The sequence below is a fragment of the Paraburkholderia sp. JPY465 genome, assembly GCF_050436725.1.
Classification (GTDB): domain Bacteria; phylum Pseudomonadota; class Gammaproteobacteria; order Burkholderiales; family Burkholderiaceae; genus Paraburkholderia; species Paraburkholderia youngii.
This window is the reverse complement of sequence record NZ_JBNDMT010000003.1, coordinates 1,559,796-1,573,282: the sequence shown is the minus strand read 5'-3', so window position 1 is coordinate 1,573,282 and position 13,487 is coordinate 1,559,796. Positions and strand designations below refer to the sequence as shown.

At 65.0% G+C, this 13,487-nt stretch carries 12 protein-coding genes; 6 read left to right on the top strand and 6 right to left on the bottom strand.

Going from position 1 to position 13,487, the window contains the following annotated elements:
• The first annotated feature begins 1 nt into the window (after nt 1).
• From thrC to QFZ94_RS21800, 4 genes are all read left to right on the top strand, one after another.
• Nucleotides 2–1,453: a threonine synthase gene (gene thrC / locus QFZ94_RS21815; RefSeq protein ID WP_368582876.1), complete on the top strand. Its 1,452-nt coding sequence runs from the start codon at nt 2–4 to the stop codon at nt 1,451–1,453.
• 263 nt (nt 1,454–1,716) lie between these two features.
• The gene (locus QFZ94_RS21810; protein WP_429461879.1) at nt 1,717–2,928 is read left to right on the top strand and encodes a molybdopterin molybdotransferase MoeA; all 1,212 of its coding nucleotides are present in this window, start codon (nt 1,717–1,719) and stop codon (nt 2,926–2,928) included.
• A gap of 54 nt (nt 2,929–2,982) precedes the next feature.
• Entirely contained in the window at nt 2,983–3,240 is a 258-nt protein-coding gene (gene moaD / locus QFZ94_RS21805) for a molybdopterin converting factor subunit 1 (RefSeq protein ID WP_176108666.1), read from the top strand.
• A gap of 58 nt (nt 3,241–3,298) precedes the next feature.
• On the top strand, nt 3,299–3,775 hold the full coding sequence (locus QFZ94_RS21800) for a molybdenum cofactor biosynthesis protein MoaE (protein ID WP_368582877.1): 477 nt from the start codon (nt 3,299–3,301) through the stop codon (nt 3,773–3,775).
• Nucleotides 3,776–3,849: 74 nt separating this feature from the next.
• Here QFZ94_RS21800 and QFZ94_RS21795 read toward each other — a convergent pair whose 3' ends face one another.
• Nucleotides 3,850–4,398 carry a group III truncated hemoglobin gene (locus QFZ94_RS21795; RefSeq protein WP_368582878.1) on the bottom strand — a complete coding sequence of 183 codons (549 nt, stop codon included), beginning with the start codon at nt 4,396–4,398 and terminating at the stop codon, nt 3,850–3,852.
• A gap of 252 nt (nt 4,399–4,650) precedes the next feature.
• Between QFZ94_RS21795 and QFZ94_RS21790 the strand changes: the two genes are divergently transcribed.
• Together QFZ94_RS21790 and clpB are read left to right on the top strand one after the other, a co-directional pair.
• On the top strand, nt 4,651–5,181 hold the full coding sequence (locus tag QFZ94_RS21790; RefSeq protein ID WP_410849172.1) for an Rrf2 family transcriptional regulator: 531 nt from the start codon (nt 4,651–4,653) through the stop codon (nt 5,179–5,181).
• A gap of 169 nt (nt 5,182–5,350) precedes the next feature.
• Nucleotides 5,351–7,948 carry an ATP-dependent chaperone ClpB gene (clpB, locus tag QFZ94_RS21785; RefSeq protein ID WP_368582880.1) on the top strand — a complete coding sequence of 866 codons (2,598 nt, stop codon included), beginning with the start codon at nt 5,351–5,353 and terminating at the stop codon, nt 7,946–7,948.
• Nucleotides 7,949–8,124: 176 nt separating this feature from the next.
• Here clpB and QFZ94_RS21780 read toward each other — a convergent pair whose 3' ends face one another.
• The 5 genes from QFZ94_RS21780 to QFZ94_RS21760 form a co-directional block, all read right to left on the bottom strand.
• Nucleotides 8,125–8,640, bottom strand: a complete 516-nt coding sequence (locus tag QFZ94_RS21780; RefSeq protein ID WP_373685672.1) for a YidB family protein — start codon at nt 8,638–8,640, stop codon at nt 8,125–8,127.
• Nucleotides 8,641–8,659: 19 nt separating this feature from the next.
• Nucleotides 8,660–9,232 carry a ComEA family DNA-binding protein gene (locus QFZ94_RS21775; protein WP_429459423.1) on the bottom strand — a complete coding sequence of 191 codons (573 nt, stop codon included), beginning with the start codon at nt 9,230–9,232 and terminating at the stop codon, nt 8,660–8,662.
• 523 nt (nt 9,233–9,755) lie between these two features.
• On the bottom strand, nt 9,756–11,135 hold the full coding sequence (locus QFZ94_RS21770) for an MATE family efflux transporter (protein WP_429459421.1): 1,380 nt from the start codon (nt 11,133–11,135) through the stop codon (nt 9,756–9,758).
• Between the two features lie 2 nt (nt 11,136–11,137).
• Complete coding sequence (locus QFZ94_RS21765; RefSeq protein ID WP_429459419.1) at nt 11,138–12,895, bottom strand: ArnT family glycosyltransferase; 1,758 nt, start codon at nt 12,893–12,895, stop codon at nt 11,138–11,140.
• Between the two features lie 305 nt (nt 12,896–13,200).
• On the bottom strand, nt 13,201–13,464 hold the full coding sequence (locus QFZ94_RS21760) for a type B 50S ribosomal protein L31 (protein WP_368582886.1): 264 nt from the start codon (nt 13,462–13,464) through the stop codon (nt 13,201–13,203).
• Nucleotides 13,465–13,487: the final 23 nt, after the last annotated feature.

Genomic DNA, 13,487 nt, shown 5'->3' with positions numbered 1-13,487 from the left:
TATGAACTACCTCTCCACGCGCGGCGCCGGAGCCGGCGAGCGCCATACCTTCTCCGACATCCTGCTCGGCGGTCTCGCGAAAGACGGCGGACTGTATCTGCCGGCCGAATATCCGCGCATCACCGCGGACGAACTCACGCGCTGGCGCACGCTGCCGTACGCGGATCTCGCGTTCGAAATCCTGTCGAAGTTCTGCGACGACATCCCCGCCGACGATCTGCGCGCGCTGACCCGCAAGACCTACACGGCCGCGACCTACTGCAACGTGCGCGACGACGAAAGCGCCGCGCAGATCACGCCGCTGAAGACGCTCGGCGTCGAAGACGGCGCGCCGCTGTCGCTGCTCGAACTGTCGAACGGGCCGACGCTCGCGTTCAAGGACATGGCGATGCAGCTGATCGGCAACCTGTTCGAGTACGCGCTCGCGAAGCACGGCGAAACGCTGAACATTCTCGGCGCGACCTCGGGCGATACCGGCAGCGCCGCTGAATACGCGATGCGCGGCAAGAAGGGCATCCGCGTGTTCATGCTGTCGCCGCACAAAAAGATGAGCGCGTTCCAGACCGCGCAGATGTACAGCCTGCAAGACCCGAACATCTTCAATCTCGCGGTGGAAGGCGTGTTCGACGACGCGCAGGACATCGTGAAGGCGGTGTCGAACGACCACGCGTTCAAGGCGAAGTACAAGATCGGCACGGTGAATTCGATCAACTGGGCGCGCGTCGTCGCGCAGGTCGTCTACTACTTCAAGGGCTACTTTGCCGCGACGAAGTCGAACGACGAGCGTGTGTCGTTCACGGTGCCGTCGGGCAACTTCGGTAACGTGTGCGCGGGTCATATCGCGCGCATGATGGGTCTGCCGATCGAGAAGCTCGTCGTCGCGACCAACGAGAACGACGTGCTCGACGAGTTCTTCCGCACCGGCATCTACCGGGTGCGCAAGGCAGCGGAGACGTATCACACGAGCAGCCCGAGCATGGACATCTCGAAGGCGTCGAACTTCGAGCGTTTCGTGTACGACCTGCTCGGCCGCGATCCGGCGCGCGTGCTGCAACTGTTCCGCGACGTCGAGGAGAAGGGCGGTTTCGACCTCGCGGCGAGCGGCGACTTCGCGCGCGTGAGGGAGTTCGGTTTCGTGTCCGGCAGCAGCAGCCACGACACCCGCGTCGAAACGATCCGCGACGTGTTCCAGCGCTACGACACGATGATCGACACGCACACGGCCGACGGCGTGAAGGTCGCGCGCGAGCATTTGCAACCGGGCATTCCGATGATCGTGCTCGAGACCGCGCAGCCGATCAAGTTCGGCGAGACGATCCGCGAAGCGCTGCTGCGCGAACCGGAGCGGCCGGCGGCGTTCTCGGGACTCGAAGCGCTGCCGCAGCGCTTCGAGGTCGTGCCCGCGGATGCGCAGAAGGTGAAGGACTTCATCGTCGCGAATACCGGCGCATAAGGGCGACCGGCGACGTCAAACGGGCCGCGCGGGCCGTTTTCGGCTCACGCGGCATCCCGCGGCCGTGTCGATTCGCGTTAATCGACTCCCACGCCCGCACTACGAAAAAACGCTGGCCGCACCCTCGGCGGCCACGCAGCGAAAATCACAAAAAGCTCTCCATGACGCCCGGCCGCCCAGGCTAACGGCATCGGCCGCTACAATGTTCTTTTAACCTGCGGCTTCGACACATCCCGATGTCCACACCCACGCCCCGCGCCCCGATGCTCGCCACTGCCGATGCGTTGGCCATCCTGCTCGACGCCGCCCGCGCGATCGACGGTATCGAAACGCTGCCGACGCTCGACGCGCTGAATCACGTGCTCGCCACCGACGTCACGTCGCCGCTCGACGTGCCGCCGATGCACACGAGCGCGATGGACGGCTACGCGGTTCGTATCGCCGATCTCGCGCACGGCAGCCGCCTGCCGGTCTCGCAACGGATTCCGGCCGGCCATGCACCGGCGCCGCTCGCGCCCAATAGCGCGGCACGCATCTTCACCGGTGCGACGGTGCCCGCTGGCGCGGACGCGGTCGTGATGCAGGAACAGACCGAGGCGGCCGGCGACGAAGTGACGATCGTGCATCGTCCGCAGGCGGGCGAGTGGATCACCGCGCAGGGCGCCGATATTCGCGCAGGCTCGGTGATCCTGCCGGCCGGCACGCGGCTCACGCCGCAGGCGTTGGGGCTTGCCGCGTCGGTCGGATGTGCGCGGCTCGAGGTGCGCCGGCGCGTGAAGGTCGCCGTGTTTTTCACCGGCGACGAACTGACGATGCCCGGCGAGCCGCTGAAGCCCGGCGCGATCTACAACTCGAATCGCTTTACGCTGCGTGGCCTGCTCGAGAAGCTCGGCTGCGACGTGACCGACTACGGCATCGTCGCCGATCAGCTCGACGCGACCCGCGCGACGCTGCGCGAGGCCGCTGAGGCGCACGATCTGATTCTCACCTGCGGCGGCGTGTCGGTCGGCGAGGAGGATCATGTGAAGCCGGCGGTAGAGGCCGAAGGGCGTCTGTCGATGTGGCAGATCGCCATGAAGCCGGGCAAGCCGCTCGCGTTCGGCGCGGTGCGCCGTGGCGCGGGGGGCACGGCGGAAACGTTTTTCATCGGCCTGCCCGGCAATCCGGTGTCGAGCTTCGTCACGTTCCTGCTGTTCGTGCGTCCGTTCGTTCTGCGGCTGGCCGGGGTGCAGACGGTCGCGCCGCGCGCGTTGTCGCTGCGCGCCGACTTCACGCAGGGCAAGGCCGATCGCCGCAACGAATTCCTGCGCGCGCGCGTCAACGCAGCGGGCGGGCTGGATCTGTTTGCCAATCAGAGCTCGGCCGTGTTGACGTCGACCGTGTGGGGCGACGGCCTGATCGACAATCCGCCGAACCACGCGATCAGCGCCGGCGAAACCGTGCGCTTCATTCCGTTTTCCGAACTGCTGAACTGAGGCCGGCTATCCGCGGCATGCACCGCATGCGCGGCACAAACCGGCGGTATCCCGATGAAGATTGAACTTCGATACTTTGCGAGCGTACGTGAAGCGCTCAATACCTCCGACGAAACCGTCGAGGTGCCCGACGGCATCGCGACCGTCGGCGACGTGCGCGCGTGGCTGCGCGTGCGTGGCGGCATCTGGGCCGAGACGCTCGCCGAAGGCCGCGCGCTGCGCATGGCCTGCAACCACGTGATGACCGACGCGAGCACGCGTATCACCGAGGGCTGCGAGGTCGCGTTCTTTCCGCCCGTCACCGGCGGCTGAGCCGGGCTCAAGCCCATCATCACGTCCACGCCAGCGTCACAAGCCTCAGGAGTCGTCCATGCCCGTTCGCGTCCAGACCGAAGACTTCGACCTCAGCGCCGAGGTGGCCGCGCTGCGCGCGCGCAATCCGAGGATCGGCGCGATCGCGTGCTTCGTCGGCACCGTGCGCGACCTGAACGAGGGCAGCGCGGTCGAGACGATGGAGCTCGAACACTATCCGGGCATGACGGAGAAGTCGCTCGAGGCTATCGTCGAGCGTGCGCGCGAACGCTGGCCGGGCATCGAGGTGCTGATCGTGCATCGTGTCGGCAAGCTTTATCCGCTCGATCAGATCGTGCTTGTTGCGACGACGGCCGCGCATCGCGGCGATGCGTTTGCGTCGTGCGAATTCGTGATGGACTATCTGAAGACCGAAGCGCCGTTCTGGAAGAAAGAGAAAACCGACGCGGGCGAGCGCTGGGTCGACGCGCGCGTGACCGACGATGCCGCGCTCGCGCGCTGGGGCGTCGAATCGGGGAACCAGACTGCGGAGTAGCCGAACCGCGGGCCGCGGCGCTGCGGTGGCGCACGCGGCGTGTCTGTGTCAGGCGCGTCGGCGCCGACCGACGTTCACTGATCCCTTGAGCGTCCGATGATCGGCACCGGAAACGGCTCCCCAGCCGGCCGCGACGGATGCTCGCCATCGTCGTCAGCATCGCGGGGCCGACGCTTCGGCGCCACCCGCTCGAGCAGCGCCTGCTGCTCCGCCGGAATCTTGTAATCCCAGCCGTAGCGGCTCAGCTGCAGACTCTGCGCAATCCGTAGTGCCGGCTCCATGAAACGGATCGCCGCGGCCGGTTGATAGCGCGATTCGACCGTATCCAGGAACAGATACAGCCAGCGGCTGAAGTGCTGCGGCTCGATGCCTTCGAGCGGCTGATGCACCTGCTGCACGTTGCCGCGATATTGCTTCGCACCCAGCACGAGGCTGTTCCAGAACGTGCACATCTTCGGCAGATGGTCGTCCCAGCGGCCCTCGAGCTTCGCGTCGAAAACCGGACCCAGCAGCGGATCGGCGCGCACCCGATCGTAAAAGCCGTAGACGAGCTCGCGGATATTGGCCTCGGTGGGTTCGGCCGCGCGCTCGACCGGTGGCGCGGCGGGGAAAGACGGATTCATGCGGATTCCAGAAAAATACGTTTGCCGGTGGCGGTTGACTGAACTTCGAACCCCCCGTTTTTCTAACAAACGGTTGATGCGGAAAAAGCTACTATTGCTATCCGATACAGTTTTGCAACGCGATTCGAGGAACGACGCCGCCAGCCAGTGATGTTAGGGCGCGGCGCAGGTTCACCGCAACCCTTGCGTCGACGCGGTTATCGGGCACGTTCAACGCACTTGCTCGCAGCTTTTCAAGCTATACCAGGACCTATGAGACTTACCGACTATACGGATTACGCGCTGCGCGTGCTGCTGTACCTCGCGGTGCGGGGCGACGGATTATCGACGATCCACGACATTTCGGAAGCTTACGGGATCTCGAAGAACCATCTGATGAAGGTCGTGCAGCAACTGGGCGAACTCGGCTGGGTCGAGACCGTGCGCGGCCGCAACGGCGGGTTGCGGCTCGCCGCACAGACGCTGTCGCTGACCGTCGGCGACGTGGTGCGGGTCACGGAAAGCGACTTCGCGCTGGTCGGCTGTCTGCCGGACCGGCAGGGCCAACAGCGGCCTTGCGTCATCACGACGCACTGCCGGCTGCGCGGCGCGTTGCAGGCGGCGAACCTCGCTTTTCTCGCCGAACTCGATCGCTTTACCATCGGCGAAGTCGCACAACCGAAAAGTCCGCTCGCGGCATTGCTCGGGTTGGGACCCAATATTCAGAGGGTGCCGCTGCCGATTCCGGTGGCATCGGATGGCACGCGTGGCGGCAGTTCGGCGACGTTGGGCCACAAGAGCTAGAACCTCGGGCCGGCTCCAGGGTGCGCAAACCCGTCCGGTCGCCCCCGGGGGAAGGATCGCGCCAGTTCTTGCGCTCAAATGTTAAATAGTTGCGACCGAGGCCAAAAAAGCGCTTGAAACCCTAATAAATCGCCTCATTTTGGTGGTAATCGAAATTGGAGGTCTCTTGATGAGAATCGACAAACTCACCACTAAATTCCAGGAAGCGCTCGCGGACGCCCAGAGTCTGGCGGTTGGCCACGACAATCAGTACATCGAACCCGTCCACGTGCTCGCGGCACTCGTCGCGCAGCAGGACGGCTCCGCCCGCTCGCTGCTATCGCGCGCCGGCGTGCATGTACAACCTCTACAGACCGCACTGAACGACGCGATCACGCGACTGCCCCAAGTGCACGGCACCGACGGCAACGTGCAGATCGGCCGTGAACTGACCGGTCTGTTGAATCAGGCCGACAAGGAAGCGCAGAAGCTCAACGACACGTTCATCGCGAGCGAAATGTTCCTGCTCGCGGTCGCCGACGATAAGGGCGACGTGGGCCGTCTCGCGCGCGAGCACGGCTTGTCGCGCAAGGCGCTCGAAACCGCGATCGCCGCGGTGCGCGGCGGCTCGCAGGTGCATAGCCAGGACGCCGAAAGCCAGCGCGAAGCGCTGAAGAAATACACGATCGACCTGACCGAGCGCGCCCGCGCCGGCAAGCTCGACCCGGTGATCGGCCGCGACGACGAAATCCGCCGTTCCATCCAGATCCTGCAACGCCGCACCAAGAACAACCCGGTGCTGATCGGCGAGCCGGGTGTGGGCAAGACCGCGATCGTCGAAGGGCTCGCGCAACGCATCGTCAATGGTGAAGTGCCGGAAACGCTGAAGAATAAGCGCGTGCTGTCGCTCGATATGGCCGCGCTGCTCGCGGGCGCCAAATATCGCGGCGAGTTCGAAGAGCGCCTGAAGGCCGTGCTCAACGACATCGCGAAGGACGAAGGGCAAACCATCGTCTTCATCGACGAGATTCATACGATGGTCGGCGCCGGCAAGGCCGAAGGCGCGATGGACGCGGGCAACATGCTGAAGCCGGCGCTCTCGCGCGGCGAGCTGCATTGCGTCGGCGCGACCACGCTCGACGAATACCGCAAGTACATCGAGAAGGATGCCGCGCTCGAGCGCCGCTTCCAGAAGGTGCTGGTGGACGAACCGTCGGTCGAGGCGACCATCGCGATCCTGCGCGGTCTGCAGGAGCGCTATGAGCTGCACCACGGCGTCGACATCACCGACCCGGCGATCGTCGCGGCGGCGGAGCTGTCGCATCGCTACATCACGGACCGCTTCCTGCCGGACAAGGCGATCGATCTGATCGACGAAGCCGCCTCGAAGATCAAGATGGAAATCGACTCAAAGCCGGAGGAGATGGACCGGCTCGACCGTCGTCTGATCCAGCTGAAGATCGAACGCGAAGCGGTGAAGAAGGAGAAGGACGAAGCGTCGCAGAAGCGTCTGCAGCTGATCGAAGAGGAGATTGAGCGCCTGAATCGCGAATATTCGGACCTCGAAGAAATCTGGACCGCCGAAAAAGCAGCGGTGCAGGGCAGCGCGCAGTTGAAGGAAGAGATCGAGAAGACACGCGCGGAAATCGTGCGTCTGCAGCGCGAGGGCAAGCTCGAGAAGGTCGCCGAACTGCAGTACGGCAAGCTGCCGGGGCTCGAAGCGCAGTTGAAGGAAGTCACGCGCGCCGAAGCCGAGGAGCAGAACAGTCCGAAGCGTCCGCGTCTGTTGCGCACGCAGGTCGGCGCGGAAGAGATCGCCGAAGTCGTGTCGCGGGCCACCGGTATTCCGGTGTCGCGCATGATGCAAGGCGAGCGCGAAAAGCTGCTGCAGATCGAGTCGAAGCTGCATGAGCGCGTGGTCGGCCAGGACGAGGCGATCAGCGCGGTTGCCGATGCGATCCGCCGCTCACGCGCGGGTCTGTCGGACCCGAACCGTCCGTACGGATCGTTCCTGTTCCTGGGGCCGACCGGCGTCGGCAAGACCGAGCTGTGCAAGGCGTTGGCGTCGTTCCTGTTCGACTCGGAAGAGCACCTGATCCGTATCGACATGAGCGAGTTCATGGAGAAGCACAGCGTCGCGCGACTGATCGGCGCGCCGCCGGGATACGTCGGCTACGAGGAGGGCGGTTATCTAACCGAGGCCGTGCGCCGCAAGCCGTATAGCGTGATCCTGCTCGACGAAATCGAGAAGGCCCATCCGGACGTGTTCAACGTGCTGCTGCAGGTGCTCGACGACGGCCGCATGACAGATGGCCAGGGCCGCACCGTCGACTTCAAGAACACGGTGATCGTGATGACCTCGAACCTCGGTTCGCAGGTGATCCAGGCGATGGTCGGCGAGTCGCAGGAAGCGATCAAGGACGCGGTGTGGGAAGAGGTGAAGCTGCACTTCCGGCCCGAGTTCCTGAACCGGATCGACGACGTCGTCGTGTTCCATGCGCTCGACCGCTCGAACATCCAGTCGATCGCGCGGATCCAGTTGCAGCGTCTGCACGAGCGGCTCGCGAAGCTCGACATGCAGCTGGTGGTATCGGACGCGGCGCTCGAGCACATCGGCAAGGTCGGCTACGACCCGCTGTTCGGTGCGCGGCCGCTGAAGCGCGCGATCCAGCAGGAGATCGAGAACCCGATCGCGAAGCTGATTCTGGCCGGCAAGTTCGGTCCGAAGGATGTGATTCCGGTCGAAGTGGACGACGGCCAGCTGCGGTTCGAACGCGTCGTGCACTGAGCGCGATGGCCTGATGACGTGACGGGGCGGCGGCGGTCGAGCCGTTCCCGCCAATGTTAAGAAACCGGCAACGAAGGCGACTTCGTTGCCGGTTTTCTTTTGCCCGCCGTTCTCAAACCGGGCGTCGACCCGGACCGGCAGCCTGAGCCGCCGTCAGCGCATCGCGCACAGCGTGTTCAAGCGTTGCCCTTGTTGCCGAGCAGCGCCGATAGGCCGCCGAGCGCGCCAAGCACCGTGGTCGCGTTCAGCTTGCCATCGGCCGGCACCTCGCCTTCCGGCGTCGCCGCGTTGACGACGTGCGGCAGGATCTGCGACAGCAGCCCCGTCACCTGATCCGGCTGCACGCCGGCCTTGGCGGCGAGGCCGCTGACGGCCTCGGAGCCGAGCACGTTATGCAGCGCGTCGGGCGCGATCGGCTGGTTTTCGCCGTTGCCGACCCACGACGACACGACGTCGCCGAGGCCCTTTTCCTGGAAGCGCTGGATCAGGCCGTTCAGGCCACCAGGCTGGTTATTGACGAATTCGAGCGCGGCTGCGATCAGCGCTTGCTGGCCGCCGCCTTCTGGCGATTTGCCAAGCAGGGAACCGATGGTGTCGAGTAGGCTCATGACGGTCTCTCTTGAATGCCGGCGCGTGCATGACGGCCGGGCGGGTGACGACGACGCGCGGTTGCGCGTCGCGGTGAAACGCAAGGGCGGCAGCCCGCCGGCCTCAAGCGCCGGACGCGGCCGCGGCGGATGCCGCGTTGCTCTTCTTCGTTTTCTTCTTCGAAGCCTTGGTGCCGGATGCTTCGGCCGGTGCGCTAGCTGCCGCGGCGGCCGGCGCCGCAGCAGTCGCCGCTTCTGATGCAGCGGCCTTCTTCTTCGATTTCGACGGCTTCGCGGCCGACGCGGGAGCGGCCGCGGCCGGCGCTGCTGTCGTGGCGGCGGGCGCGGCCCCGGTGGTTGCCGCGGGAGCCGCTGGCGTCGTTTTCGTGGTCGACCTGGTCGACGTCTTCGCGCCGGTCGGCGGCGCCGACGAGCCGTTGATCGTCAGTCCGGCCGCTTCGAGGTTCTCGACCGACTTCTGGCCGATGCCCTTCACGCGCGCGGCGAGATCGTCGGCGTTCTTGAACGGGCCGTTTTTGGCGCGTTCGTCGAGGATCGCTTTCGCATGCACGGGGCCGATGCCCTTGACCGATTCGAGCGCGGCCTGATCGGCGGTATTCACTTCCACTGCCGCGGCAAATCCGGCCGACAGCGACAAAGCCACAGCGACGCAAAGCATGAAAAGCTTCTTCAGCATGGCAAGCACTCCATTGAGGGCAAAAAGTTAGCCGGGAACGGTCGACCTATCCTGTCAGCGGGCGCTGCGTTTAAGCATAGGACAAATCGCGGGCCCGATTTGAGATAGCGGTCGATTTATACCGATCGATCGATGACAAGTAAATCCGGCCACACAATCTTTAAAACTTTTAGCGGCAGGTTATTTCCGATGATTTATCGGTCGGTACCGGTCGCGATAATGCGTTTGCGATAAAGAATCGGTAACGCTGACGGATCACACCGTCCGACGCTTGACTTGGAGTGCACTCGAAGTCCTAAGCTGAGTCCGTCATGTCGAAACACTCGACCGCGCTCACCATCGGTCAGGTTGCCGAAACGTGTTCGCGGCGCGGGAAGAAAGAGGAGGCCGCGGCCGCAGCGTGAGAGGGCCCGGCTGCGCGGGGAGGGGAAAAGGGGATGCGGAGCGGGTTTGTCTCACCCAGGATGGGACGCAACTAACCGTCCGATTGATTCCGTTCGGGGCCTTCTGAGACCCCATCGCCTCATACAGCCGAATCGACCCGCACTGCAGCGGTCTCGCGCAAATAGCGCTGGCTCACGATCCGCCAATACACCAGCAAGCCGACCCCGGCAATCGCGAGACTCGCGGTATTCGCGACCCAGAATCCGCGCGCGCCGGTCAGCCAGGGCGGTGTGAGGCCGGTCGTATCGAAGCCGAGCGCATAGCCGCCGCCGAGCCCCACACCCCACAGCGCGACCGCATAGATGACGGTCGGCACGACCGCGACCTTGTAGGCACGCAGCACGAACGCGGTCGTGATCTGCAAAGCATCGAACAGGTGGTAGCAGGCGACGATCAGCACCAGTGGCAACGCCTTCGCCGCGACCTGCGCGTTCGTCGTATAACCATCGACGATATACGGCCGCAGCACCAGCACGAGCGCGCCATAGCAGCACGCGATCGCAACCGCCATCGCGATGCCGTGACGCGACAGCGTGCGCGCCGCTTGCGGCCGATGCGCGCCTAGCGCCTGCGCGACCAGCGTCGACGACGCGATGCCGATCGACAGCGGCGTCATATAAAGCACCGCGCCGATATTGCCGGCGATCTGATGCCCGGCGAGCGTCGTCGTGCCGAAGCGCGCGATGAAGAGCGCCATGAACGTGTACGACGTGACCTCGATCAGATACGACAACCCCATCGGAATACCGAGCCGCAGTTGCGCGGCCTGGCGCTTCCAGACCGGCCAGCAGAACTGCGTGAAGATACCGAGCGCCTTGAAATCGTCGATGCGCGCGAGCAGCAGCATGCCGAGCGCCGCGAGCGCCCAATTGAGAAGCGTGCTCGCGAGCGCGCAGCCCGGACCGCCCAGCGCCGGCACGCCGAGGCCGCCGAAAATGAACCAGGTATTGAGCGGAATTTTCAGCAGCAGCGCGGCGATCTGCAGGAACATCACGAGCCGCGGTTTGCCGAGCGCATTGGCAACGGAACTGTAGACCCGGAACGCGAGGCCGGCGGGCAGCCCGAACGCGAGAATCCGCAGATACGCGAGCGTGCGCTCGTGCAGCGCGTCGGGCACGTGCGACAACGACAACAGCGGCCCGGGGAAGAACAGGATCAGAAAGCCGATCACCGTCAGCGCGGCGGCGAGCCACCATGACTGGCGCACCTCTTCGCCGATCTCGCCGTAGCGGCGCGCGCCGTACAGTTGCGCGGTAATCGGCTGCAGCGCGGTCAGGATGCCGGTCAGGCCGATATAGACCGAGACGTAGATCGACGAGCCGAGCCCGAGAGCGGCCAGATCGACGGCCGAATAGCGTCCGACCATCGCCGTGTCGATCACGCCGAACGCGATGATGGCCAGTTGGCCGATCAATACGGGCCACGCGAGCGCGGCGATTTTCCGTACGTCGGCGAACATGGTCAGTTGGGCTTCTTGTGCCAGTTGCGGTGCTTGCCGGGCGGCGGCTTCGGACGGTCGATGCGCACGTACAGGCGGAAGCGCTCGTCGCGGTCGGCCGCGCGGCGGCCTTCCCACACGAGCTTCCAGATGTAGTCGGGCAGCGCGCTGGGGTCGCCGTAGTCCTGCGAGTCCTGGCGCAGGATCACATCGCAGTCCTGGTCGAACGAGAAGTGCATGTCGCCGAAATACGCGAACGTCGCGATCTGCGCATTGCCGAGGCGCACCGGCGAGATGCAGGTGTAGTCATCGGGCAAGTGGTTGGCGATCTGCTGCGCGACGTCGCGATAGGTACGGCTGTAGTTGACCACCGGCAGCCATAGCGTCATCAGCAGCACCCACATCAGCGTCGTGCCGGCGCTCGACAGCACCACGCTACGCCACAACACCTTCGGATGACGCGCGAGGCGCCAGCGCACCAGCAGGAACCAGCAGACGGTTACCGCGATCGCGCAGATGAACGACAGAATCTTGAATTGCGGCACGAAGCCGGGCGCGAGCCGCGCGAGATTGCGCGCGAGCGGGTGCGGAAAACCGGTCAGACTCGCCGCATACACGGCCCACACGAAGCTGCCGAGGATCGTGAAGCTCAGCAGCGCGAACCAGTCGATCGCGTTGATCGCGCCGCGCTTGAGCGTCGGCAGCGCGAACGTGGCGAGCACCGCCAGCGGCGGCAGCAGCAGCATGTAGAGTCGATTCGATTGATGGCTTTGCAGCACCACGAGTACGAACAGCGGTCCGATCACCGACAGCGGAATCGCCACGTGCGGCGCGCGCCGCAGACCCTGCCAGCTGAACCACGACCACAGCGCGAGCGGCCAGGCGGGCCACGTGAAGAGCGGCAGGTTTTTCAGTGCATACGCGGCGACGGAGCCGGGTGGGCCCGCGAACGAGCTCAGGCTCACGTGCAGCCATTGGTTCAGGTACCAGACGGCGTCGTCGGGGAAAGCGGCAAGCGCGATGATCGGCCACGATACCGCGAGCACCAGCGCGACGGGTAGACCCGCGAGCAGCAGCGAGCGCGAACGCGTTTCGCGCACGATCAGCGTCATCGCGAGCGTGCCGAGCAGCAGCGCGCCGACCAGCACCGGGCTGCTCGCGAGTGTGACGAGGCCGATCGCGAGGCCCCAGATCAGCGCGCCCTGGATCGGCTTGTCGATCATGCGCACGAGGCCGTACACGAGCATCGCGATGCAGACGAACTGTACGAGCTGCGGCGTGGTTTCGTGGCCGCGCTCGGCGAGGCCGAAGCACGCGAGCAGGATCAGCAGTGCGCCATCGGCGAGCGTGCGGCCATAGTCGCGTGGTTCGGGCTCGCCGCCAAACGCGTATTTGAACGGCTGCACTTCGGCACGCCGGCCGAGCAGATACGCCGCGTACCAGACGAACGCACAGCCCGCGCAGAACAGCAGGCCCGTGAACACGCGCGACGCGTTGCTCGCGTCGACCCATGGCGCAAGGACCCGGATCGCGCTCGCGCCGAGCCAGTAGCCGAGCGGGCCGTCCTCGGTCAGATATTTGCCGACGAGATTCGGCAGGAGCCAGTCGTGCGCGCCGCCATTCGCCATCGTCCACATGACACCGAAGCCGGCCGCGTCCTCGTTCTTCCACGGATCGCGGCCGAACAGGCCGAACGAGGCGTAGACGATACAGATGGCCAGCAGCAGCCAGCGCGGCAACGCACTGGTCGCAGAGGCGGTGAGGCGGACGACAGGTCTCATGCGGTGTGTGGAGTCTGGATAAACGATGCGGCCGGAGCGACTTGGCAAGTCAGGGCGGGAGGGCCCGTTTCGAGCATCCGGCATTGTAGTCGTGCGGTGCGATGCACGTCACGGCCGGTAACGCCCGGCAACGTCGATGGACAACCTGTAACAGGTGTCGTGAAAGCGCGGTCTGCTGGTTCCGGGTTATGCCATCGCAGGTGTGCGACGCAGCGGCCGCCCGCGCGTGGGCGACAAAAAAGGGCAGCTCGCGCTGCCCTTTCTGTTTGCTCCGTTGCCGGCCGGAAGCCGGCACCGTTGCCGTATTACTTTGCTGCCTTGCCCGAAGCGCGGGAGCCGAACTTCTTGTTGAACTTCTCGACACGGCCGGCCGTGTCCATGATCTTTTGCTGGCCGGTGTAGAACGGGTGCGATTCCGACGACACTTCGATCTTCGCGAGCGGGTAGGTCTTGCCGTTGAATTCCGCGGTTTCGCGCGTTTGGATGGTCGAGCGCGTCACGAACTTGAAGTCGTTCGACATATCGATGAACAGGACTTCGCGGTAATCCGGGTGAATGCCTTCTTTCATGGTCTTTCCTTTAATCTGGCGGT